The organism is Cytophagales bacterium (assembly GCA_033344775.1).
Taxonomy (GTDB): Bacteria; Bacteroidota; Bacteroidia; order Cytophagales; family Cyclobacteriaceae; genus JAWPMT01.
In genome coordinates this window covers 1,302,100-1,324,013 of the sequence record JAWPMT010000004.1, presented here as the reverse complement: position 1 = coordinate 1,324,013, position 21,914 = coordinate 1,302,100, and the positions used below count along the sequence as shown (strand labels likewise).

Here is a 21,914-nt window from a genome sequence, read left to right as displayed (position 1 = left end):
TGGCGGTGAGACTACTCTGGCTTACGGAAAACTATCCGCCGCAACGTGGAGGTATGGCGCAATCGTGTGACCGAATTGTAGATGGCTTGAGGAAGGCTGGATATATCATAGAAGTCATTCATTTTACGAGCCAAAAACAACCGATGGTAAGGGTACAGCAACAAGGGGGAGGACGGACGCCAGTTTATTACTATGAAAGTGAGGCACATACGCTGAATGTCACCTGGACCTATCTCAAAACATTAGGCGATTTTGATTACATCGTGGCATTTGGAGGTTACCTTTCTATGATTGGTGCCCCGATTTTTAAAAAGTGGCTAGGAATTGAACTGATCACTTTTCTTCGGGGCAATGATTTTGATACATCTATTTTTACTCCACGGAAAAGAGACACGCTGGAATATGCGTTGAAGGAATCAAGAAAGGTATTTTCAGTTTCCAGAGAAAAAGCGTGGAAGGTCAATCAGTGGTTGCCAGAAGTTGAAGTGCATTTTGTGCCGAATGGGATCGCAATTTCCGATTGGGATCCTGCTCCCGGAGAGCTGGACTTTGCGCGCAGATGGAAGCAAGAACTATCAGCGCAACTGACCTTAGGTTTTATGGGACAGCTGAAAGCCAAGAAAGGAATAGACTTCTTCTTGGAAGCATTTAGTAAGACCAACCTCAAAGAGCAATTCCATTTCCTGTTCATTGGTGACATTGACCCGGATCTGCTAGAAGACTTGACCCATAATGAAATTCATTTCACACACATGGCCTTTTTGGATCGGTACGAGTTAATGAAACATTACCTCTGTTGCGATGCGGTGATGATTCCCTCATTTTATGAAGGGATGCCCAATGTCATGCTGGAAGCAGGTGCACTAGGCATCCCCGTGATTGCGTCAGCAGTAGATGGTATGAAAGACCTGTTAGAACATAATAAAGATGGCCTCCTATTTAAAGCCGGTGATCTTGACGCCTGTCGCAGGGTACTATATGATTTTGCTGCCCATGAATTTCGAGAAGAAATGGGGAAGGCACTTCAACAAAAGATTCTAAATCAATATACCTCGGAACATGAGACCGAAGAATACATCAAACATTTGCAGTAAATCATTTTGGGCGGCTGTTATCCTCCTTGTTTCCACTATGGGTTGTTCCGGTGAACGTTCGGCGAAACAAACCGCAGGAGTTGCGACAACCACTCCGCGAGAAGAGGCCTCTGCACAACTAGCTGAATATTACATCACTTCTTTAGACAATGCCCTGATCGGTAAAATTGCCCTCGATGAGAATGAAGTACGTGTTGCGATTGAAGGTAAGGAACTATGGGGCATTCAATCTCGGGAGGATAAACGGAAGTACAGGAATAGCTCCGATCAGGTGGCTTTTGTGATCAAGTATTCGGATGCAGGATTCAAACTGAGAGACGCGCAAGAGGAATTGATCTGGAAAGTAAAACATTATGAAGATTACCTTAAGATCAGTGATAATGAAGAAATGCAAAATGCCTTTCGAGTAGGCTTTTCGGATTCAGATAAACTAAAAGTGAAAATAGACGGGGAAGAACAATATGTGGCCATATTTGATCCGAAATCGGCACAATTCAAAATGGGAAATTATAACCTGAGGAATTTTAAAAACTCTCTGGCTTCAGGGATGCTATTGATTGAAGAAATTCCACTCAAGGAGCGCGTGATTTTGGCTGCGGAAGTCTTGAAATCCGGACAGTGATTGTCTTTTATGCGCTCGGGGGAGGTTGGGGTCATTTTACACGGGTTCACTCCTTTATTCAACAAGCAGGTTTTGATGTTCCTAAAAAGGTCATCGTCGCTAACCCAAAAGCAGCTACTTATTTCGATACGGATGAATTGATTGTCGTACCGGAATTGGCTCAAAAGGATGCTGTGGCATTGCGATCCTTTCTTTTAGAAATCTCCAGAAGCAATGACATTGAAAAATGGTACATCGATACGTTCCCTGTGGGAATCCTAGGAGAACTGGAGGTAGGTATTTTTCAAGGGGCTGAAGTGAATTTACTGGCCCGTCGATTGATTTGGGAAAATTATCTCCCAATGATTCAAGCGCCTATTCAATTCACAAATGTCTATCGGTTTGAATCGCTGGAGGCGGAATATCAGGAATATCTAGACAAGCATAGCCGGGCAATTACTTCAGTTGATTTTTCAGCTTCTTCATTCGCGGAAGAAAACAGGCACCCTTTAGGTCAATCAGAGCAACCCATCTGGTTAGTGGTTCATAGTAGTTCGGAAGAAGAATTAGCATTACTGATTGACCATGCGTTTGATCTGGCATTTATAGAAAAGAAACGTCCCCGAATAATTGTTTTATCTGATTTTGAGGCTTCAGTCCCTAAAGGTAGTCACCTGCTTTTAGGTGAAAATCCGAGGGATTGGTATGGTCTCGCTGAGCGAATTTTTACAGCGGCTGGCTTCAATACCTGGTACGAACTGGCCCACTATCGGGAGAAACATATTTGCCTGCCATTCAAACGAAAATATGACGATCAATTCTGGCGTAGCAGGCAGGGATAAGTACTGCAATCGTTGCGGTAAATTATAGCTACGCATCGGCAATTTATTTTATAATTTTGCTCCCCATGACAAAGCACGACCTAAACCCTGAAAGAATCAAAGCAGTGCTATTGCTTGAAGATGGTTCTTTTTTCGAAGGCTATGCCATTGGTAAGATCGGCACTTCAGGTGGCGAGATTTGTTTCAACACGGGAATGACCGGATATCAGGAGATCTACACAGATCCTTCTTATTATGGTCAGATCATCATCAACACCACAGCACATATAGGAAATTACGGTGTTCATCCTGAAGAGGACGAATCAGCACATCCTATGATCAAAGGGTTGGTGGTCAATGAGTTTACTCAAAGACACAGTCGTTTGACCTCTGAGGAGTCATTAGATGACTATCTGAAAAGACATGATACGGTAGGAATTGCGGGTATTGATACCAGAAAACTGGTCCGTCATGTACGCAAGTCCGGTGCGATGAACGCGATCATTTCCTCGGAGCTGGATGAAGTTGAAGCGTTGAAGTCCAAACTTGCGGAGGTACCCAACATGGAGCAATTGGAGTTGTCTTCCAAAGTAACCACTGCAGAACCTTACGATCTCAATGAAGACGCAGATGGGTTGAAAATTGCGGTGTTGGACTTAGGTGTGAAACGATCCATCTTGAAAAACTTCGTCAAAAGAAATTGTAAAGTACGCGTATTCCCTGCCAAAACTTCCTATGAGGACTTGAAGGCCTGGAAACCTGATGGATATTTCTTATCAAACGGACCAGGAGATCCAGGTGTAATGGATTATGCCGTGGATACGGTAAAAGCCATTCTTGATGATGATCAGCCTACTTTTGGTATTTGCTTAGGAAATCAGATCCTGGCACGCGCGGTAGGAATCGGTACTTATAAAATGCACCATGGTCACCGGGGATTAAATCACCCTGTAAAGAATTTGAAAAGAGGCCTGGGTGAGATCACTTCCCAAAATCACGGTTTTGCTGTGAACATGGAAGAACTGGAAGCATCTGGTCGGGCCGAATTGACCCACATTGACCTCAATGATAATACTGTGGAAGGCCTTCGGGTCTTAGACAAGCCGGCGTTTTCTGTACAATATCACCCCGAGTCTTCGCCAGGCCCACATGATTCTACCTACTTATTTGATGATTTTATAAACTTAATAACAGAAAACAAATCATGAGTATCATAGAAAGCGTGCATGCCAGACAGATTCTGGATTCGCGGGGAAATCCTACTGTAGAAGTAGATGTGGTTACTGAAAATGGCATTCTTGGTCGTGCAGCGGTACCATCAGGGGCTTCTACCGGGGAAAATGAGGCTGTAGAGCTAAGAGACGGTGATAAGTCCAAATACCTGGGCAAAGGCGTACTCAAAGCAGTTGAGAATGTGAATGAGATCATCGCACCTGAGATCGTCGGATACTCTGCATTGGATCAGAAACTGATCGATGACCTGATGATCGAACTGGATGGTACTGAAAACAAAAGTAAGCTGGGTGCCAATGCAATCCTTGGCGTTTCTTTGGCAGTAGCTAAAGCGGCGGCAGAGGAGTCTGGTCAGTCTTTGTTCAGATACCTGGGGGGTGTAAATGCGCACACCTTGCCTGTTCCTATGATGAACATCATCAATGGCGGATCGCATTCTGACGCACCGATTGCATTTCAGGAATTCATGATCCGCCCTGTCGGAGCACCTACGTTTTCTGAGGCATTGCGGATGGGAGCTGAGATTTTCCATCACCTGAAAAAGATTTTGAAAGACAAAGGCTTGAGTACTGCTGTTGGTGACGAAGGTGGGTTTGCTCCTAACTTCACTGGTGGTACCGAAGAGGCCCTGGATAGTGTATTGAAAGCCATTGACAATGCCGGATACAAAGCTGGTTCGGACATTACCATTGCAATGGACTGTGCATCTTCTGAGTTTTTCGAAGATGGCCAATACAACTACAAGAAGTTCGAAGGAGATAGCGGAAGTGTAAGGTCTATCGAAGAGCAAGTAGATTACCTGGCTTCACTTACTGAAAAATACCCAATCGACAGCATCGAGGACGGTTGTGATGAGAACGACTGGAAAGGGTGGGCATTGCTTACTGAGAAAATCGGCGACAAGTGTCAGTTAGTAGGAGATGACCTGTTGGTTACCAACGTGAAGTTCCTGAAAAGAGGAATCGAGGAAAAATGTGGTAACTCAATCCTGATCAAAGTAAATCAGATCGGTACCTTGAGTGAGACCCTTGCTGCGATCGAAATGGCCCATAAAGCCGGCTGGACTGCTGTGGTTTCTCACCGTTCTGGTGAAACAGAGGACAATACGATTGCTGATATTGCCGTTGCTACGAATGCGGGGCAGATCAAGACCGGATCACTTTCAAGATCGGATCGTATGGCGAAATACAATCAATTGCTCAGAATTGAGGAGGAATTGGGCGAGATCGCACACTACCCTTCTAAATAGACTTATTGAAACGTCAAAAAATGAGAGCCGGCGTAAGTCGGCTCTTTTTTTTACCTTTATGGCAGCATGAGAAATATTTTAGATCGCATACCATCTTATTTGAAAAATTTTTACGTGCTAACCGCCCTGGTTTTTGTGGTGTGGATGGTATTTTTTGATTCCAATGATTTCATCTCTCAGGTCAAGCTCAGCTCCCAACAAGCTGAATTAGAAGAAGCTAAGTCCTTTTATGAAGAGAAGATCGTAGAAGTAAAGGAAGATCGGGATGCCTTGTTGAACAACAACGAACTGCTTGAAAAGATTGCCAGAGAGAAATATTTCATGCAAAAACCGAACGAGGACGTCTTTATCGTCGTTGAAGAGTGAGGAAATAAAGTGACTTGCACGATTATTGTAGGCCATTCCACATTTTAAAGTAATTCCTAATTTCAGATGAAACGAATCCTATTCCTCGGAGCATTCTTCTTATTGGCATTTTCTTCTTTCAGCCAACAATGGAACATCACGGATAAACTTTATGTCGGTGGTGGTGTTGGTTTGAACCTTAATTCCAATGTGACCAGTTACAGTGTCTCGCCTTATGCTGGCTATAAATTGACGGATCGGCTTTCAGCTGGTTTGCGATTCACCTATCAACACACAAGGTTTTCTCAAACGGATTTTCGCATCAATAGCGTTGGTGTTGGCCCGTTCACCCGTTTTCAAATCAACGAAAAGTTCTTTGCCTACACGGAATACGAATACCTTAACTTCAAGGTGACCAATCCTTCATTGAGTAATGAGGCAGCCAGGGAAGGCTTCAATAGCTTTTTTGTAGGAGGAGGGATGTCTCAACCCATCGGAAGAAATGCTTCTTTCAATGTGATATTCTTGTATAACCTTTTGTACAATGACGGCACTAATTCTCCTTATAATAGCCCGATTGTGATCAGAGGAGGAATTGATTTAGGCTTCTTTAATTGATATAAATTTCTTTCCAGTCACCATAGATCCAATTACCCGGATCAGAACGATTATTGCTTAAGAAGAATGCTTCAAATGCCTGGATCATTTCAAATTTAGAAATGTAGCCATCATCATTTAGGTCCAACAAGGCGAAATTATCCTCGATCTCATCCAGGTTCAGGCCATAGGCTCGGATCATGTTCAGGTACTCTTCCCGAGAGATATAACCATCGCCATCCTGATCAAACAATGAGAAGATATATCGTGCAGTTGTGGAGATGTATCTGGAAGGGCGGGAAAGAACGATATTCATAAAGAAGTCAATCCATTCTTCTCGGGTCAGCGTGGTTTCTTCCTTGCCAATATCTGTGGTGATTTGAATGAATAAGCGGTAAGACCTGGAAGAGAGATTGGTTTTCTGATCGGCACGATTAAATAGGACCAGATTGCTGATACGGTCCGCCACCAGTAGAAAATCCGATGGTTGCAAAACTCCATTACGATCTGTATCCAGCACACTAAAAAAGTAGTGCCATTTTTGTTCTAATAAGCCATCTGTCATCTTTCTGATGGTGGTTAGGTAGGTATAACTGGGTTGTAGGCGCTAAAAGCAACCATCCAAATTATTGATCAGAAAGATAAGAAATAAAGTTTAAACGACAATCGATTGTAAGTTTGGAATCAGGCCTTTTTACAGTGTAATGCCGAATCGTTCTTCAAGCGAATTCAGGTCTTTTACAACGGCTGGTAGCAACTCTATGCCATGTTTACGTCGGTGCGCCTCCATGGCTCTTTCGGGATCACCCGGTACCAATACCTTTTCCTGACCTGGTACAGTCTTAGCGGACCGAAACCTTTTTAACCAGTTGTCCATATGATCTTTAAATTCCTGAACTGGCCGGAATCCATCTACACGTAGCGCGCCAAAGAAATGACCAATGCCCTGCCCAACAGGATCATTAGGTGGGTCGAGGAACGCTACGAAAGGAGGAACCCAGGGGCCGTAATTGGCACCGGAAAGTACAGCGGATAGAATATCCACCATGCCGCCGAGGCCATACCCTTTATGGGAGCCATGTTCTTTATCTCCACCTAGAGGTAAAAGCGAACCTCCGGCTTTTACATCTCCAGGGTCGGTACTGGAAAAGCCTTCTTTATTTTGGATCCACCCGGCAGGAGCCTCATCACCTTTACGTTGGAGGACTTCCAATTTTCCATTAGCGGCGGTTGTGGTTGCCATGTCCAAAACAAATGGCAGCTCTTCGCCGGCAGGGATGGCCGCAGCAATCGGATTGGTACCCAGCAATCGATCATTGGCGAACGTGGGCGAAACCAGAGGACTTGCATTAGTCATGGCGAAACCAATACAATCATCTTCCAACGCCATCATGGCGTGATAACCTGCGATGCCAAAGTGATTGGAGTTTTTAACGGATACCCAGCCACTCCCAACATTCTTTGCTTTAGCAATGGCTAATTCCATGGCTTGGGGCCCAACAACTAACCCAAGCCCTTCGTCACCATTAATGACCGCTGTACTTGGGGTTTCGTGTTCTACCTTAATAGCTGGAGTAGCATTGATCCTTTGTTTGTCATACAGTCGAATGTATCCGATCAATCTGGCAATGCCATGTGAATCAATACCTCTAAGATCTGCATTGACCAGTACTTTGGCCGCGAGGGCAGCGTCTGTTTCGGGACATCCGATTTTGATGAAAACGGAACGAGCAAATTCGTATAAAGTGTCGTAGCTAACCGTCATTATAATTATTCTCCCTGATGAGCCTGAATCATTTGTAATAGAAGTCCTTCTTTCAGCGCAAAAGAAGAGACACGTATTGTATTTAGGTTGAGTGTATCGATCACAAAAGATACGAGAATCGAAGCAACCACTATCATGTCCACCCGCATTTCAATCATGCCAGGTATCTGAAGTCTTTGCTTCCTGTTTTTTTGGACCAATTCCTGGTGTATCTTCCGATAAGCTTCCATGGTAAGCGGAGGCTCAGTTGCTGTACTGGATTGTTGCTGACCATTGGACTGCAGATAAATGTCGCTAAGGGTATCAAAAGTTCCTGAAGAACCAATCAGTACCTCAGGCTTCAATTCTTGGGCCTTTTCAATCAGTTCCTGTAAAGAACGTTCCAGATACTCTTCTAATTCCTGATGAGCGGAGGTGCTTATCGGATCGATTTGATGGAATTTTTCAAATAACCGCTGGCCACCGATCTCAAAACTTTGTTTCCAGAAAATCTCATCGTGAGTGCCAATGATAAATTCGATACTACCTCCCCCAATGTCCATGATCAAAGCCGGATGCTGTCCGATGTTTAGCGCTTCTTTTACACCATTATAAATGAGTTCAGCTTCTTCCAGTCCGGAAATGATCCTTGGGTTGATGGCTGCTTTCCGAAGGATACTGGAGGCCACTGCTGCACCATTTTTGGCATTGCGAAGTGCACTGGTAGCGGTGGCCTGTACATGTTGTACTTGATGTGCATCGATCTTTTTTCTAAAATCGACCATGGCATCTACAGCTCGCTGGTGAGCTTCGGGTGTGATGAAACCTTCATTGATCCCTTTTTCGCCGATTTTCACCGCTTGCCTTTCCCGCAGGATCAATTCATACTTTCCTTTAGTGATCTGAGCAATGATCAAGTGGAAAGTATTGGTACCCATATCAATTACCGCAACTTTCAATGCCGATTAGCCTCCGAATTTTGACCGGCGCAAGATATAAACAAATGTTTAACCCTTCTTTGTCAAGTAGAAAATATCAGGAATCTCTTTTTAGTACTTTTTTCAAAACTGTCATAAACATAGCACGGAAGACTGTAGAAGCTTGTTCTTAGGTCAATACTTGCCCCTATCTTTGAGTCAACAATCATTCCTATGCAATACGAGAAACCCAAAGGCCCCTCTTTTATCGTTCCAACCACGGAAAAAATTGCCCGGCTTGAGCAATTGAATCAGGAAGCGTTGAAAGGTGGGGGAGAGCAAAGAATCCAAAAACAACATGAAAAAGGAAAACTGACTGCCAGAGAACGACTGGAAGTATTGCTTGACGAAGGTACTTTTGAGGAGACAGGAAAACTGGTAAAGCATCGTTCCAGTGATTTTGGCCTGGATAAGCAGCGCATCCTGGGAGACGGTGTGGTGACTGGTTATGGTAAAATCGACGGTCGATTGGTTTATGTCTTCAGTCAGGATTTTACCGTTTTCGGAGGATCATTATCAGAGACGCATGCGGAGAAGATTGTGAAACTCATGGACATGGCCATGAAGAATGGTGCTCCGGTTATCGGGTTGAATGATTCAGGAGGAGCCAGGATCCAGGAAGGCGTGGTTTCTCTGGGAGGGTATGCGGATATTTTCTATCGCAATACCCTGGCATCGGGTTTGGTGCCGCAGATTTCTGCAATCATGGGACCTTGTGCAGGAGGAGCTGTTTATTCTCCTGCGATCACGGATTTTATTTTCATGGTGCAGGACTCCAGTTACATGTTCGTAACCGGACCAAATGTGGTAAAAACAGTGACACAGGAAGAAGTTTCTTCAGAGGCACTTGGTGGAGCGAGTACGCACGCATCCAAAAGTGGTGTCAGCCATTTTACCGCTTCTAATGAAATAGAATGTCTGCGCAACATCCGAAAGCTTATGGGCTACATCCCGTCCAATTGTGATGATGAGCTTCCGGTATTGGACTATCAAGCTGAAAATGAGCTCAGAGAAGCACTTGACGATATTATCCCTGATCAATCCAGTCAGCCTTATGACATGAAAGATGTGATTGGGCATTTGGTCGATGAAGATTCATTTTATGAAGTACATGCTGACTTTGCGGAGAACATCGTAGTGGGTTTTGCCCGATTGGCCGGAAAGAGCGTTGGAGTCGTAGGCAATCAGCCACTTAGCATGGCAGGTGTGCTGGACATAGATAGCAGTACCAAAGCTGCAAGGTTTGTGCGGTTTTGCGATTCTTTTAATATTCCATTGTTGGTATTGGTAGATGTGCCAGGTTTCTTACCAGGAACTGATCAGGAGTGGAACGGTATCATTAGCAATGGTGCCAAATTGTTATACGCTTTCAGTGAAGCAACAGTGCCACGGATCAGCGTCATCACGCGTAAGGCGTATGGCGGTGCTTATGATGTGATGAACTCCAAACACATAGGAGCAGACCTTAATTATGCCTGGCCAACAGCGGAGATCGCGGTGATGGGGGCGCAAGGTGCTTCGGAGATCATTTTCAAAAAGGAAATTTCTGGCTCAGAAGATCCGGCGAAAACACATCAGGAAAAAGTGGATGATTACACGCAGAAGTTTGCTAATCCGTACATTGCTGCAGCCCGAGGATTTGTAGACGAAGTAATTTTCCCAAGAGAGACCCGCCAAAAGTTGATCAATGCCTTTGAAATGTTAGAGAATAAGGCAGATCGTATTCCACGAAAAAAACACGGAAATATTCCTTTATAGTGAAGCATAAGAAAATTGCAATTGTCACCGCCGCCAGTAAAGGAATGGGGGCTGCCGCCGCGCGAGCATTGGCCAAAGATGGTTACCGCCTGGTATTGATGTCTCGAACCGAGGCCATCTATGAGATCGCCGATGAATTGAGCGCACGACCGTTGATGGGGTCTGTCGAAAAAACCGAAGACCTCAAGCGCGCCGTGGACCTGGCCTATGAAAAGTACGGCCGCATTGATGTTGTAGTAAACAATACCGGTCATTCTGCTAAAGGAGAGTTGCTTGAGATCTCGGATCAGGATTGGGCCAAAGGATTTGAATTGTTACTCATGAATGTAATTCGCGTGTCCCGAATGGTCACGCCGATCATGAAAGAACAGGGTGGAGGAAGCTTGATCAACATTTCTACGTTTGCTGCGCAGGACCCTTCTTTGAAATTCCCGGTTTCATCAGTGGCAAGGGCATCGCTAACGGCTTTTTGTAAGCTATTTGCCAGAGAGTATGGTGCATTCAATATTCGGATGAACAATGTTTTGCCAGGGTTCATTTCCAGCTATCCCGCGGATGAAGAGACCATCAATACCATTCCTATGTTACGGCAAGGAAAACCACCGGAAGTCGCAGATCTCGTTGCATTTCTTGCTTCGGATAAGTCTTCCTACATCACTGGACAAGATATTTTGGTGGACGGGGGACTAGTCTGAAGTAAAAGTATCTTATTGAGTGCTAGCGTTCTTCTTTTGATTGAAACAGGAGATGACTTCTTCATGGCTGTATACTCTTCCACTTGCAATGTCATCCTCTCCTTCTTTGATGAATGCTTCATAGGTTGATTGATTTAATGCTTTTACATCGATAGCATAATCCATAACATTTTTAGCTTCCAAAACCTTATCATCTCCAAATTGATGTAGTTGATCTTTGATGCTATTCATTCTGTTTAGTTTATTTCAAATTAACAATTTCTCGGAGTTAGTCAGTACATGATTTTTTAGCAAAAGACGTTAATAGGGTATGAAAGCCATAACAACCTATTTCGTTTTTGTTTTTAGTTCATTTATCATTTCAGCTCAAGACCAACCACCACTTAACCCGGAGCCTAAGGTGAAATTGAAACGGTGGGAAATTGTACTTTCCACCAATGCCAAGTTTGCCCATTCCGATGGAGACAGAGCCCGTCAGGGCAGGAGTGCCTTACAAGTGGGATACCATTTGAATCGTGTGCTTATCGTAGGAGCGGAATCTTCCGTTGCTGCGAATGGCCGATCAGTTTTTGCCCAAGGTTACGTGAAGTTCCGCAAAGGTATCAATGATGATTTCTTTTGGTACGTCCAGGGAGATGCCGGTTATGAGTGGTCTACCTTCACCCGCTCTGATTACGATTTCATCGATGGAGAATTTGTGATAGTATCTGAAAGGGAAGGACGTAGAGATCGTTTCCGATCAGATGTAACCATCGGTTTTGAGTACCTCATCACGAAGCAGTGGGGTATCCTTACCAATCTGAATTTCATGGAAGGTGTAGGAGTAGGAATTCGTCACAACTTTTAAGACAACTCAACCAATGACCAAACAAATTAAATTAAGCAGTCTTTTATTGCTATTCGCGGTTTATGCGTTGGCACAAGCTTCTGAAACTACCCCATTACCCAAATGGGAGATTGTAGCCCTGGGTACGCCGGTATTTAATGATGATAGTTTTGATGAACAGGATGGCGCCCGTTTTTCCTTACAAGTCGGTAAAATCATCAATAGAAACCTATCTATTGGATTGCGTCCTTCCTATGAATTTCATGGGCACCGCGCGATCCGAGGAGCCTTGCAGGTTTATGGTAAATACCGAAAATGGGTCAACCCCAAAACCAATTGGTTTGTACAATCCGAGGTGGGGTATGGATTCGAAGAACGATATTCGGTTCAATTTTCTAGTTTCGGTATTGGGCAGGACCCGAGGATTACCCGTCAGCACCAGGGACTGTATTGGGAGACCCGAATAGATTTTGGGATCGGCCTTGAGTTTCATTTGTTCAAAGGCATTCAGGGGCTTTTGGTCCTGAATTCCGGACAAGGCATTGAAATGGGCTTAAGAAAGACGATTTGACACCAGATCCGGATTAATTAAAAAAAATTTAAACCTTAAAAAACAGAAGCAGCTCTCGGTCGGGAGCTGCTTTGCTTTTCTGGAATTGTGACTACTTTTTTTGCAGTTCGTTTATTGATTTTTTCAGCATTTCAATTTCTTCGGTTTGCTTTGTCAATTGACTGGTTAATGCTGCTGTGTTTTGGCGCATTTCCCTGGCTTCCTTGTCTTGTTGGATCAAGTGTAACGTCAACTCTTCGACTTTCTGTAAAAGCAAGATATTCATCTCCTTGAGGGCTAATCCATCTTGTGCCATTTCTGCGGCGGAAGGGACTTCAGGTAGGTGTTTATGTATTTTGATGAATGCTTCAGTTTCTTCCAAAGAACGCAGGTCGTAATCTTCTTCGAATACGAAATCTGCTCCATTCACATCCTCGAGAATAATTTCTTCTGCTATGATTTTTCCGTCCATCGTCATTTTATCCTGATCAAGGTATAAACGTGATTGTCCATTGATAAACCATTTATGATTATCAGCATTAATTTGATAGACGTCATTGGTAGAATCATCTCCGGTATATTTACCCGAAATGGACCTGAAGTAAGTGGATGCTCTGATACTTCCCAGCACGTCAAGGTCTGCAAAAGGAGTGGTTCTCCCGATACCTACTTTTCCTGACGTAAATAGAACATCCGTATCTGACCGATATGAGAACTTATTTTCACCGAGCGCATTTCTGACGTTGAATATTGTTTCATTGTTACTCAAGGTGCCAACTTCAAAAATCTCATTCGAACTGGAGTTGAAAATGTTCAACGCATCATCTCCTACAGCAGCTGTTTTTATAGAGAGGACATTGTCGGGAGCAGTAGTCCCTAGGCCGAGTTTTCCATCCAGCGTCATTTTATCCTGTTCAAGTGATAAAGGTGATTGACCATTGACAAACCATTTATGATCATTGGCATTAATTTGATAAAGATCATTGGTGGAATCATCTCCGGTATATTTCCCTGAAATGGATCGGAAGTAAGTAGATGCTCTGATGCTTCCCAGCACGTCAAGGTCTGCAAATGGCGTGGTTCGCCCGATGCCCACTTTTCCTGAAGTAAAAAGAACATCCGTATCCGACCGATATGAGAACTTGCTTTCACCAATCGCATTTCTGACGCTGAATATTGTTTCATTGTTTCCTAAGGTACCAACCTCAAAAATCTCATTTGAACTGGAGTTGAAAATGTTCAATGCATCTTCTCCAACTGCAGCCGTTTTTATGGAAAGCACATTATCGGGAGCAGTAGTTCCTAGACCGAGTTTTCCATTCGTCAAGGTCATTGGGTTTTGCCCATTGATGTACCACTTGTGATTCTCCGGATTAATTTGATAGACGTCATTGGTGGAGTCATCTCCGGTATATTTTCCCGAAATCGATCGGAAGTAAGTAGATGCTCTGATGCTACCCAATACGTCAAGATCCGCAAAAGGAGTGGTACGCCCTATCCCGACTTTTCCTGATATATAAAAAACATCTGTATCCGTTCGAAAGGACATCTGCGTAGTTCCTGAGGCATTTCTCAGTGCGAGTATCGTTTCATTATTACTTAGTGTCCCTAAGGTTAGAATTTCATTCGATGCCGAGTTGAAAATGTTAAAGGCATCCTGGCCGACCGTGGAAGTTTTCAGGGATAAAACATGGTTTGGGGTAGATGTTCCGATCCCCACATTCCCAGCATTAAAGTAAAGATCTCCACTGTTAGTTGACCAGCTTTGTGCGAGAAGCCCTGTACTGCATAATAGCAAGAAGAAAATGATATTGGCTTTTTTCATGAAATTGTTTTTTGAAATATTTAGTTCTTTCGGAAAACAGCCGTTAAAGAAGTTGTTAAGATAATCTTCGATGAATTAGTTGTTTCCTCTGTTGTCTATCAAAAATAGGTATAAATCGAAAAGTTAATGTCATCAACTAAACCATTGGATAATTTATTTTATCCATTGAATCACACTTTATGATTCAGGTGTTATCAGCGTTGATTAAATTTCGTACTTGATTAATCTGAAACAAGAACTTAATGGATAATAAAAGCAAGGAATTTCTCTACAACTATCTAAATAACGCTGCGCCTACAGGTTTTGAATCAAGTGGACAACAAATTTGGTTGGACTACCTCAAACCCTACATTCATGAGCATTTTACGGATGTTTACGGTACCGCCGTTGGGGTCATCAATCCTGATCATGAATACAAGGTAGTCATTGAAGGGCACGCGGATGAAATTTCATGGTTTGTTAATTATATCAATGACAAAGGATACATTTATGTCATTCGAAATGGTGGTTCAGATCACCAGATCGCTCCTTCCAAAAGGGTAAATATCCATACCAGGAGAGGTATTGTAAAAGGTATTTTCGGGTGGCCTGCCATTCACGTGAGAAAGGAGAAAGAAGATGCACCAACCCTTAAAAATATCTTCATCGACGTAGGAGCCAGCTCCAAAGAAGAAGTGGAGGAGATGGGCATCCACGTGGGTTCCGTGATCACTTTTGATGATGAGTTGATGGAGCTCAATGAAAAGTATCTGGTGGGAAGAGCCCTGGACAACCGCATGGGTGGATTCATGATTGCCGAAGTAGCCAGAAGGCTGAGCGAGAATGGAGTCGAACTTCCTTTTGGGTTATACATCGTCAATTCCGTACAGGAAGAGATTGGGTTACGCGGTGCCGAAATGATCTCCAGGACCATCGAGCCAAACGTGGCCATTGTTACAGATGTGACACACGATACGAATTCTCCGATGTACGATAAGATCAGGAGCGGTGATATTTCTGCTGGAAAAGGTCCCACCTTGTCGTATGCTCCTGCTGTTCAAAATAACCTGCGAGACCTGATTTTGTCAGTTGCGGAGGAAAAAGAAATTCCATTCCAGCGATTGGCTTCCTCACGTTTCACGGGAACAGATACTGATGCTTTCGCCTATTCGGGAAAAGGCGTGGCATCTGCGTTGATTTCTCTGCCGTTGAAGTACATGCACACTACTGTGGAGATGGTCGATAAAGCTGATGTGGAAAGTGTGATCAACCTGATCTATGAATCCTTGTTGAAAATTGAGAATGGACAAGACTTCCGATACATCAAGTAATTGGCGGGTCAAAGATCAGATGGGGCGTGAGATTGATTTACCTCACACGCCCCAACGTATCATCTCTCTGGTCCCATCGATTACAGAATACCTTGTGGATTTGGGCCTTGGTAGTCGTTTAGTCGGGCGGACCAAGTTTTGCATCCACCCGGAAGGAAAAGTCAAGAGTATCGAACGGATCGGTGGAACTAAGACCTTTAATTTTGAAAAGATAGATGCGCTACAGCCTGACCTGATCATCGGGAACAAAGAAGAAAATTACGAGGAGGGTATCAATCAACTGTCATCGCAATATCCGGTCTGGATGAGTGATATATTGAACCTTGAGCAGAATTTTGAAATGATGGTGGCGCTTGGTGATATAACAGGAAAGCGCGAGGAGGCGGCTTCCTGGATCCGTAGGGTTCGGCAAAATTTTGCTCGATACCATCGGAAATATTCCGGGCGTGTGATCTATATGATCTGGCAAAAACCGTACATGGTTGCTGGCCGTGGTACGTACATCAATTCAATATTGGAATACCTCGGATATGAAAATGTAGTCTTACAGAAACGATATCCGGAAATTGACGAGTACATCCTGCGTAAGCTCCAGGCAGATCGGGTTTTCTTAAGTTCTGAACCGTTTCCCTTCAAGGAAAGCCACAAAGAAGAGTTTAAAACGCTTTTTCCCGGATCACTGACCCAATTAGTGGATGGCGAGGCATTTTCCTGGTATGGAAGCCGACTCGCTAAAGTCGACTTTGAGTTCGGGTAGTAACTTATTTCAAAAATTCCATTGCATGCTTCACCATATCATTGGACCCTACGTAGAAAGGAGCCCTTTGATGAAATGAAGTAGGCTGTATTTCTACAATGCGTTGGTGACCATCCGTTGCCATGCCGCCCGCTTGTTCTGCGATAAACGCCAGGGCATTGCATTCGTAAAGTAATCGTAGCTTTCCGTCAGGAGCTTTGGTACTTCTTGGGTAAATGTAGATGCCACCTTTGAGCATATTTCTATGGAAGTCGGCAACCAATGAACCAATGTATCGAGCGGTCAAACCCTGCTTTTTACAATCTTCCAGGTATTGTATGGTCCCTGCTTCAAACTGATGCCAGGATCCTTCATTGATGGAGTAAATCTTTCCCGTTTCGGGGTAGGTCAATTGATTGTGTGACAATACAAATTCTCCTAATGAAGGTTCCAATGTGAAGCCGTGAACGCCATTTCCAGTGGTGTAAACCAACATCGTAGACGAACCATACAAAATATAACCGGCTGCTACTTGTTCGGTGCCTGGTTGGAGCACATCTTCATCGGTAACCGGCCCACCTACTGGAGAGATCCTGCGATAAATGGAAAAGATGGTTCCGATAGACACATTCACATCAATGTTTGAAGACCCATCGAGTGGATCCATGGCCACCACATATCGGCAGTTGGGATTGAGATGAACTATTTCCTGCTCTTCTTCGGAAATGATCGCACAGGTCATCCCTCCATTTCGCAAAGCACGTGTAAAACGGATGTTGGCAATTACATCCAGTTTTTGTTGGTCTTCACCTTGTACGTTTTTCGCACCATAAGCACCTGCAATGTCCAGTAAACCTGATTTATTTACTTCACGGTTGATAATCTTTCCAGCAAGTGCAATGTCCCTAAGCAGTTGGCTTAATTCTCCTGTTGACTCTGGGTGCTCGTCTTCTTTTTTCTTAATAAAACGATCAAGAGTAGTTCCGATTGGGAGTCCCAGGCTAATTTTGTTCATACAGATATAGAGTTCGTCTCTTCAACTTTTGAAGTGCGAAAATAGGCCAAAATAGTGAAGTAAAACGTTTGCATAGTGCGAATTTTCAAATTCGGCGGAGCTTCCGTCAAGAATGCAGCGGCCATTAGAAACCTGCAGGACATTCTTTCCAATTACGCTGATGAAAAGTTATTTGTTGTGGTATCCGCTATGGGTAAAACAACGAATAAATTAGAGCACCTGGCAAAGCTTGGGTTCGCACAAAAGCCTTATGAAATGGCCATTCATGAAATCGAGCAGGAACATATTGAAATATCGGAGGAGCTATTGGGAGAAGTACCAGCTCCCATTAAAAAGTTGTTTGCATCTCTGGCAAATACGGTAGCCCGAGGGATGGAGTCTTGGCCGGAGTATTACGATCAGGTCGTTTCGCATGGAGAGTTACTGTCAACTTCATTGATCGTTCAATTTCTAAAACGGACGATGCCTGTTGAATGGCTGGATGCGAGGGATTTTATTGCTACTTCGGAACATTATATGCAGGCTAAGGTTGACATTCAGGCAACCAAAGAAAATATTTCAGCCATACTAGCATCAGAAAAAACCTTCCTGACCCAGGGATTCATTGGAAGATCTGCCAATGGAAAATCAACCACCCTTGGAAGAGAGGGGTCTGATTATTCGGCAGCGCTTTTTGCCAACTTTCTGCAAGCAGATGAATTGGTGGTATGGAAGGATGTCCCGGGAATCATGACGGCCGATCCCAAGTTGTCTAGCGAGGTGAAGCAATACGATCGCTTGACTTATCGCCGGGCGGTAGAAATGACCTACTATGGAGCCAAAGTGATCCATCCCAAAACCATGGGGCCGCTGGCGAAAGCCAATATTCCGATGACGGTGCGTTCCTTCCTCGATCTGAATCAAAAAGGGACTTTGATCACTTCCGATGAAGCATTAGCGGAAGAAGTATTACCATCTATGGTTTACAGGTACGATCAGGTGTTAGTTTCTCTACGAATTCCAGATGGCAGTACCATCGATCATTTATTGATGTCGGAGGTCATGCAGGATTTAAGTCAGTTGGAGGTACAGATCAATCTTATGCAGCATTCGGCACTGTCATTTTCTTTTTGTCTGGATGAAGACAAAGCACAATTGGAGAATATGAGAGGACTTCTTGGTCGTAAATACAGCGTGCTGGAAAACAATGGGTTGCATCTGGTAACTTTCATGAATTATGAAAAAGGTAAAGGACAGACCATGCCTGCCATGAAAGAAATATTTTTGGAGCAAAGGACCCGACATCACCATCGTATCCTTTATCGGCCTTAGGTATATTTCCTGATCACTTTTTCAACACCTGTCAAATAAGAGGTGCCAAACAGATTGACGTGTACCAGTAACGGATAGAGGTTGTGAATTTCAACACGTTCCTGAAATCCAGGTGCCAGTGGCCAGGTGCGCTGGTAGCTTGCGTAAAACTCCGGAGAAAAGCCTCCGAACAGATGGGTAAAAGCTAGTTCGATTTCCCGGTTGCCAAAGTAAATAGCAGGATCAATGAGTACTGCTTGCCCATTTGGTCCGCTCAAAAAGTTTCCACTCCAAAGGTCACCATGGATCAAGGAAGGAGGTTCTTCAGGGAGTAATGCTGGTAGTTCGTTATAAAACTTGTGGAAACGCTTGAGGAAATCATCAGAGATGAGTTGATTATCACGAGCCAACGTGGCTTGAGGCTCCAAACGATTTTCAATGAAGAATTCGATCCAATCAGTCTTAAAATCATTTTTTTGAGGCAGTTCTCCAATGTAATTATCAAAGGTCAGGCCGAACTTTTGATTGGCGGGGGTAGTCCGATGAAGTTTGGCCAGGTTTGCCCCCAACTTTTCCCAGAACTCATGGCTTACGGGTTTTGGCTGGATGAACTCCATTAGCAGGTATGCCCGGTTTTCATGTGTCCCAATTTGCAGTACTTCAGGAACATCAAGTGTGCCTGTCTCTCGCAGTATGCTGAGTGAATCAGCTTCTTTTTTGAACTGAATTTCGAATTTGGCCTGATTGTGCTTCAGGAAGAAGTCACCTGCTCGAGAAACTATTTTGTAGGATTCATTGATGCATCCACCGGTCAGCCGCTGTACTTGAAGGATGGAAGTACTTTTTCCCAGGTATTGACAAAGAATGGTACCTGCAAAAGACCTAAGTACTTCCTCACGCATTAGCTAGCATGAAAGAAAGGTTTGATTTCGCGCTGGATAAAAGCGTCGATCGAGCGGTCCAGGATCTGATAAACCTCCTCGAAATCAGACAGGTCTCCGTAATATGGATCGGGTACGGCAGCACCGGCGTGCCCTTCATCATAATCCCGCATCATCAGGATGTTAGTCGTGCGGAATTTCTGTTTGAGATCAGCTTGATTGGAACTGTCCATCGCTATGATATGATCGAATTCCTCGTCATCATTAGCTGAAACTTGTCGTGCCCGATGGCTGGTGAAGATGTTGTTGGATTCAAGTACCTGAAGAGTTCGGTGATCTGGTCTTTCTCCGATATGGTAGGCGGCTGTCCCGGCAGAGTCTGTTTCCACCTTATTTTCCCACCCAAACTCTTCGATCTTATGCTGGAAAATGGCTTCGGCCATGGGCGATCTACATATATTTCCAAGACATACAAATAAAATCTTCATTTTTTTTAAATCGAGGGGTTACCTTTTTATTCCAGGGAGTATTAACCTATGCATAACACAAATTTTATTCATACACCTGTTTGACATCTTAAAAGAAAGTCCCGATCTCAGATCGGGACTTTTCTTTTTTATTTCACTTGAAATTTAGCGCTATCGTGTCTGTGCTTAACGAACACTAATTCCTACGCCAAGTGTCAATGTGTTGTATTCCTGGATAGCATATTCTCCATGAAGGGTCAATACCAATAACTTTAATCGAGCACCAATGTTGGCTCTTGCTCCACTTGAGCTGAAATCAAAACTTACCGGATCAACCAATGGGGCACTTCCTGACTGAATGTCATAAGATCCTCTCAAGGCGAAATCCGTATTGGAGCTGATGAATCCTACGCCGCCATAAACAGTAAGTAAAGCAAGCTTTTTAGAGATCACCGCCTGGAAGGTAGTTCCGCTCACGTTCAATTCACCCATCTGATCAGGATTGTCCGCATCAATAGCGAAGGAAGATTTGATGCTCGTATAACCGATGAAAGCAGACAAGTCGAATGGTAGAAGCTTCATGCCGGGGATCCACTGCTTGAAATCATGCATTACACCAATACCAAATACATTGAATTTGAATTCCTCTCCTGGATCACCAATGGTTTGTTCGGGAACGAATCGCAATTTTAATTCCGTGTTTTTGACCAAACCTATGCCTAATTGGATCATTCCTGAAGGGACAGCATTAGGTAAGCTAGTCTCATCAATTCCTAATCCAGTAGGAGAGGTGATACGAAGTACTTGCGACCCATCATCAGGATCCAGAAAGGTCAGTTCTGGAATTTCGTCAGCGTCCAGATTAGGTCCGAAAATGGTCGGCAGTTGATTGTCCGATGGATTGGATAACCGTACGTTATTGTAACTCGCATCATTAAAGGTAAAAAATCGTGATGCATCAGGGACATACGCCATGTTTACTGTGGCTGTGATATCGAATCCGAATAATTTGTGAGGCTTGGCAGTATTGTACCAGCCACTATTAAGGCCATAACCAAAACCTACAAAGGCAGGCTCCATATAACCTCTAAGCAACGTGTTTGCATCGTCAACTCCACCTTCCAAAAAAGTACCCAGGTCAATTTGACTAAAACCTGAAAAGGAGATAGAAACGAAAGAAAGTATTATTAATAATTTTTTCATGATTTTCAGATTGGCGGTGAATTAAAGATCTCTTGCTTTTAGCGTTACATCAAAATACAGCGTGAAGTCAAAGATCAAGTCCTCTCCACTATCAGGGATATCACTCAAATCGAATACTACGGAAGCATCGATGCGGTCAGAGTTGAATAACTCATTCACGATAGAAGTTCTTTGAGCTTCTGTAAGTGTGATAGGGGTTTTACTCTGGTTGGCCAGTGTATTGGTTTGTCTAAATATTTCTAAAGGAGACCCCCCAACATTGATAGTAATGGTCAACTCATCCAGAGGAACTTCTTCGGAAGCACTGATATTCTGGATCTCGTATGCGAGCTCGTTCACAATGATGTTGTCTTGACCGCCAAGTTCATCTAGCGCATCATCAAAAGCTCCCACTTCATTGAGGTTATAATTGAATTCCTCACTTGGTGGATTTATATCCAGGAGATTGGCGATTTCAGAAGGTACGGTTGGGATTTCTATTGTGACCGGTACTGTCACAGGAAACTCCGTCGATACATTAAAGCCAATTCCTGCATCGCCACAGGACAGCATTAAGATCGCACAGCTTACGGTTAGTGCCATGCGATTAAAAATTCGTAAAGGGTTTTTCATAATCGTTGGTAGTGTCATTAAATGGCTTTTTCATGCCAAGGCGTAAAAATAGGTGCTTGATCCACGCAAACTTTTATTAAAAATC

24 protein-coding genes are annotated in these 21,914 nt (G+C 43.7%); 14 read left to right on the top strand and 10 right to left on the bottom strand.

Annotated elements, in window-relative coordinates:
• Positions 1-5 precede the first annotated feature (5 nt).
• The 7 genes from R8G66_14395 to R8G66_14365 all read left to right on the top strand — a co-directional run bounded on the left by R8G66_14395 (position 6) and on the right by R8G66_14365 (position 5,961).
• Positions 6-1,094 (top strand): glycosyltransferase family 4 protein, encoded by a 1,089-nt coding sequence (locus R8G66_14395; protein ID MDW3193561.1) that lies wholly within the window; start codon positions 6-8, stop codon positions 1,092-1,094.
• Positions 1,060-1,716: a hypothetical protein gene (locus tag R8G66_14390; protein MDW3193560.1), complete on the top strand. Its 657-nt coding sequence runs from the start codon at positions 1,060-1,062 to the stop codon at positions 1,714-1,716. Before R8G66_14395 ends, R8G66_14390 begins: the two co-directional genes overlap by 35 nt.
• The gene (locus R8G66_14385) at positions 1,713-2,537 is read left to right on the top strand and encodes a hypothetical protein (GenBank protein MDW3193559.1); all 825 of its coding nucleotides are present in this window, start codon (positions 1,713-1,715) and stop codon (positions 2,535-2,537) included. Before R8G66_14390 ends, R8G66_14385 begins: the two co-directional genes overlap by 4 nt.
• Positions 2,538-2,602: 65 nt before the next feature.
• The gene (gene carA / locus R8G66_14380; protein ID MDW3193558.1) at positions 2,603-3,724 is read left to right on the top strand and encodes a glutamine-hydrolyzing carbamoyl-phosphate synthase small subunit; all 1,122 of its coding nucleotides are present in this window, start codon (positions 2,603-2,605) and stop codon (positions 3,722-3,724) included.
• Complete coding sequence (gene eno / locus R8G66_14375) at positions 3,721-4,998, top strand: phosphopyruvate hydratase (protein ID MDW3193557.1); 1,278 nt, start codon at positions 3,721-3,723, stop codon at positions 4,996-4,998. The genes carA and eno overlap by 4 nt, the downstream gene beginning before the upstream one ends.
• Positions 4,999-5,064: 66 nt before the next feature.
• Positions 5,065-5,364 carry a septum formation initiator family protein gene (locus R8G66_14370; protein MDW3193556.1) on the top strand — a complete coding sequence of 100 codons (300 nt, stop codon included), beginning with the start codon at positions 5,065-5,067 and terminating at the stop codon, positions 5,362-5,364.
• Positions 5,365-5,430: 66 nt separating this feature from the next.
• Complete coding sequence (locus tag R8G66_14365; GenBank protein MDW3193555.1) at positions 5,431-5,961, top strand: hypothetical protein; 531 nt, start codon at positions 5,431-5,433, stop codon at positions 5,959-5,961.
• Here R8G66_14365 and R8G66_14360 read toward each other — a convergent pair.
• The 3 genes from R8G66_14360 to R8G66_14350 all read right to left on the bottom strand — a co-directional run bounded on the left by R8G66_14360 (position 5,954) and on the right by R8G66_14350 (position 8,643).
• The gene (locus tag R8G66_14360) at positions 5,954-6,505 is read right to left on the bottom strand and encodes an EF-hand domain-containing protein (protein ID MDW3193554.1); all 552 of its coding nucleotides are present in this window, start codon (positions 6,503-6,505) and stop codon (positions 5,954-5,956) included. The two genes, R8G66_14365 and R8G66_14360, sit on opposite strands and share 8 nt — an antisense overlap.
• 129 nt (positions 6,506-6,634) lie before the next feature.
• Positions 6,635-7,705 carry an Ldh family oxidoreductase gene (locus R8G66_14355; protein ID MDW3193553.1) on the bottom strand — a complete coding sequence of 357 codons (1,071 nt, stop codon included), beginning with the start codon at positions 7,703-7,705 and terminating at the stop codon, positions 6,635-6,637.
• 5 nt (positions 7,706-7,710) lie between these two features.
• Positions 7,711-8,643 (bottom strand): exopolyphosphatase, encoded by a 933-nt coding sequence (locus R8G66_14350; protein ID MDW3193552.1) that lies wholly within the window; start codon positions 8,641-8,643, stop codon positions 7,711-7,713.
• 192 nt (positions 8,644-8,835) lie between these two features.
• Between R8G66_14350 and R8G66_14345 the strand changes: the two genes are divergently transcribed.
• A complete protein-coding gene (locus tag R8G66_14345) occupies positions 8,836-10,419 on the top strand; it encodes an acyl-CoA carboxylase subunit beta (GenBank protein ID MDW3193551.1) in 1,584 nt (527 codons plus the stop codon).
• A complete protein-coding gene (locus tag R8G66_14340; GenBank protein MDW3193550.1) occupies positions 10,419-11,114 on the top strand; it encodes an SDR family oxidoreductase in 696 nt (231 codons plus the stop codon). The genes R8G66_14345 and R8G66_14340 overlap by 1 nt, the downstream gene beginning before the upstream one ends.
• Positions 11,115-11,126: 12 nt before the next feature.
• Here R8G66_14340 and R8G66_14335 read toward each other — a convergent pair whose 3' ends face one another.
• The gene (locus R8G66_14335) at positions 11,127-11,345 is read right to left on the bottom strand and encodes a hypothetical protein (protein ID MDW3193549.1); all 219 of its coding nucleotides are present in this window, start codon (positions 11,343-11,345) and stop codon (positions 11,127-11,129) included.
• A gap of 79 nt (positions 11,346-11,424) precedes the next feature.
• Between R8G66_14335 and R8G66_14330 the strand changes: the two genes are divergently transcribed.
• Positions 11,425-11,961: a hypothetical protein gene (locus R8G66_14330; protein ID MDW3193548.1), complete on the top strand. Its 537-nt coding sequence runs from the start codon at positions 11,425-11,427 to the stop codon at positions 11,959-11,961.
• 13 nt (positions 11,962-11,974) lie between these two features.
• The gene (locus R8G66_14325) at positions 11,975-12,511 is read left to right on the top strand and encodes a hypothetical protein (protein ID MDW3193547.1); all 537 of its coding nucleotides are present in this window, start codon (positions 11,975-11,977) and stop codon (positions 12,509-12,511) included.
• A 91-nt stretch (positions 12,512-12,602) separates the two neighbouring features.
• Here the strand turns inward: R8G66_14325 and R8G66_14320 are convergent, their stop codons facing one another.
• The gene (locus tag R8G66_14320) at positions 12,603-14,315 is read right to left on the bottom strand and encodes a hypothetical protein (protein ID MDW3193546.1); all 1,713 of its coding nucleotides are present in this window, start codon (positions 14,313-14,315) and stop codon (positions 12,603-12,605) included.
• Between the two features lie 242 nt (positions 14,316-14,557).
• Between R8G66_14320 and R8G66_14315 the strand changes: the two genes are divergently transcribed.
• Positions 14,558-15,625: a M42 family metallopeptidase gene (locus R8G66_14315; protein MDW3193545.1), complete on the top strand. Its 1,068-nt coding sequence runs from the start codon at positions 14,558-14,560 to the stop codon at positions 15,623-15,625.
• Complete coding sequence (locus R8G66_14310; GenBank protein ID MDW3193544.1) at positions 15,597-16,382, top strand: helical backbone metal receptor; 786 nt, start codon at positions 15,597-15,599, stop codon at positions 16,380-16,382. Before R8G66_14315 ends, R8G66_14310 begins: the two co-directional genes overlap by 29 nt.
• A gap of 4 nt (positions 16,383-16,386) precedes the next feature.
• On the opposite strand, the gene fbp is transcribed toward R8G66_14310, so the two are convergent.
• On the bottom strand, positions 16,387-17,376 hold the full coding sequence (gene fbp / locus R8G66_14305) for a class 1 fructose-bisphosphatase (GenBank protein MDW3193543.1): 990 nt from the start codon (positions 17,374-17,376) through the stop codon (positions 16,387-16,389).
• A 75-nt stretch (positions 17,377-17,451) separates the two neighbouring features.
• On the opposite strand from fbp, the gene R8G66_14300 reads away from it, so the two are divergent.
• Positions 17,452-18,687: an aspartate kinase gene (locus tag R8G66_14300; GenBank protein ID MDW3193542.1), complete on the top strand. Its 1,236-nt coding sequence runs from the start codon at positions 17,452-17,454 to the stop codon at positions 18,685-18,687.
• On the opposite strand, the gene R8G66_14295 is transcribed toward R8G66_14300, so the two are convergent.
• From R8G66_14295 to R8G66_14280, 4 genes are all read right to left on the bottom strand, one after another.
• Positions 18,684-19,568 carry a fructosamine kinase family protein gene (locus R8G66_14295; protein MDW3193541.1) on the bottom strand — a complete coding sequence of 295 codons (885 nt, stop codon included), beginning with the start codon at positions 19,566-19,568 and terminating at the stop codon, positions 18,684-18,686. The genes R8G66_14300 and R8G66_14295 overlap by 4 nt on opposite strands.
• On the bottom strand, positions 19,568-20,035 hold the full coding sequence (locus tag R8G66_14290; GenBank protein MDW3193540.1) for a low molecular weight protein-tyrosine-phosphatase: 468 nt from the start codon (positions 20,033-20,035) through the stop codon (positions 19,568-19,570). Before R8G66_14290 ends, R8G66_14295 begins: the two co-directional genes overlap by 1 nt.
• A 165-nt stretch (positions 20,036-20,200) precedes the next feature.
• Positions 20,201-21,217, bottom strand: a complete 1,017-nt coding sequence (locus tag R8G66_14285) for a DUF6588 family protein (protein ID MDW3193539.1) — start codon at positions 21,215-21,217, stop codon at positions 20,201-20,203.
• Between the two features lie 21 nt (positions 21,218-21,238).
• A complete protein-coding gene (locus R8G66_14280) occupies positions 21,239-21,829 on the bottom strand; it encodes a hypothetical protein (protein ID MDW3193538.1) in 591 nt (196 codons plus the stop codon).
• Between the last annotated feature and the right edge of the window lie 85 nt (positions 21,830-21,914).

Excerpts from the sequence above, each read along its gene's own strand:
- R8G66_14320 (MDW3193546.1), bottom strand. The coding sequence starts at position 14,315 with ATGAAAAAAGCCAATATCATTTTCTTCTTGCTATTATGCAGTACAGGG.
- R8G66_14355 (MDW3193553.1), bottom strand. The coding sequence starts at position 7,705 with ATGACGGTTAGCTACGACACTTTATACGAATTTGCTCGTTCCGTTTTC.
- R8G66_14315 (MDW3193545.1), top strand. The coding sequence starts at position 14,558 with ATGGATAATAAAAGCAAGGAATTTCTCTACAACTATCTAAATAACGCT.
- R8G66_14360 (MDW3193554.1), bottom strand. The coding sequence starts at position 6,505 with ATGACAGATGGCTTATTAGAACAAAAATGGCACTACTTTTTTAGTGTG.
- R8G66_14365 (MDW3193555.1), top strand. The coding sequence starts at position 5,431 with ATGAAACGAATCCTATTCCTCGGAGCATTCTTCTTATTGGCATTTTCT.
- R8G66_14325 (MDW3193547.1), top strand. The coding sequence starts at position 11,975 with ATGACCAAACAAATTAAATTAAGCAGTCTTTTATTGCTATTCGCGGTT.
- R8G66_14335 (MDW3193549.1), bottom strand. The coding sequence starts at position 11,345 with ATGAATAGCATCAAAGATCAACTACATCAATTTGGAGATGATAAGGTT.
- R8G66_14345 (MDW3193551.1), top strand. The coding sequence starts at position 8,836 with ATGCAATACGAGAAACCCAAAGGCCCCTCTTTTATCGTTCCAACCACG.
- R8G66_14295 (MDW3193541.1), bottom strand. The coding sequence starts at position 19,568 with ATGCGTGAGGAAGTACTTAGGTCTTTTGCAGGTACCATTCTTTGTCAA.
- R8G66_14390 (MDW3193560.1), top strand. The coding sequence starts at position 1,060 with ATGAGACCGAAGAATACATCAAACATTTGCAGTAAATCATTTTGGGCG.
- R8G66_14285 (MDW3193539.1), bottom strand. The coding sequence starts at position 21,217 with ATGAAAAAATTATTAATAATACTTTCTTTCGTTTCTATCTCCTTTTCA.
- fbp (MDW3193543.1), bottom strand. The coding sequence starts at position 17,376 with ATGAACAAAATTAGCCTGGGACTCCCAATCGGAACTACTCTTGATCGT.
- R8G66_14280 (MDW3193538.1), bottom strand. The coding sequence starts at position 21,829 with ATGAAAAACCCTTTACGAATTTTTAATCGCATGGCACTAACCGTAAGC.
- R8G66_14330 (MDW3193548.1), top strand. The coding sequence starts at position 11,425 with ATGAAAGCCATAACAACCTATTTCGTTTTTGTTTTTAGTTCATTTATC.
- carA (MDW3193558.1), top strand. The coding sequence starts at position 2,603 with ATGACAAAGCACGACCTAAACCCTGAAAGAATCAAAGCAGTGCTATTG.
- eno (MDW3193557.1), top strand. The coding sequence starts at position 3,721 with ATGAGTATCATAGAAAGCGTGCATGCCAGACAGATTCTGGATTCGCGG.
- R8G66_14290 (MDW3193540.1), bottom strand. The coding sequence starts at position 20,035 with ATGAAGATTTTATTTGTATGTCTTGGAAATATATGTAGATCGCCCATG.
- R8G66_14310 (MDW3193544.1), top strand. The coding sequence starts at position 15,597 with ATGGACAAGACTTCCGATACATCAAGTAATTGGCGGGTCAAAGATCAG.
- R8G66_14370 (MDW3193556.1), top strand. The coding sequence starts at position 5,065 with ATGAGAAATATTTTAGATCGCATACCATCTTATTTGAAAAATTTTTAC.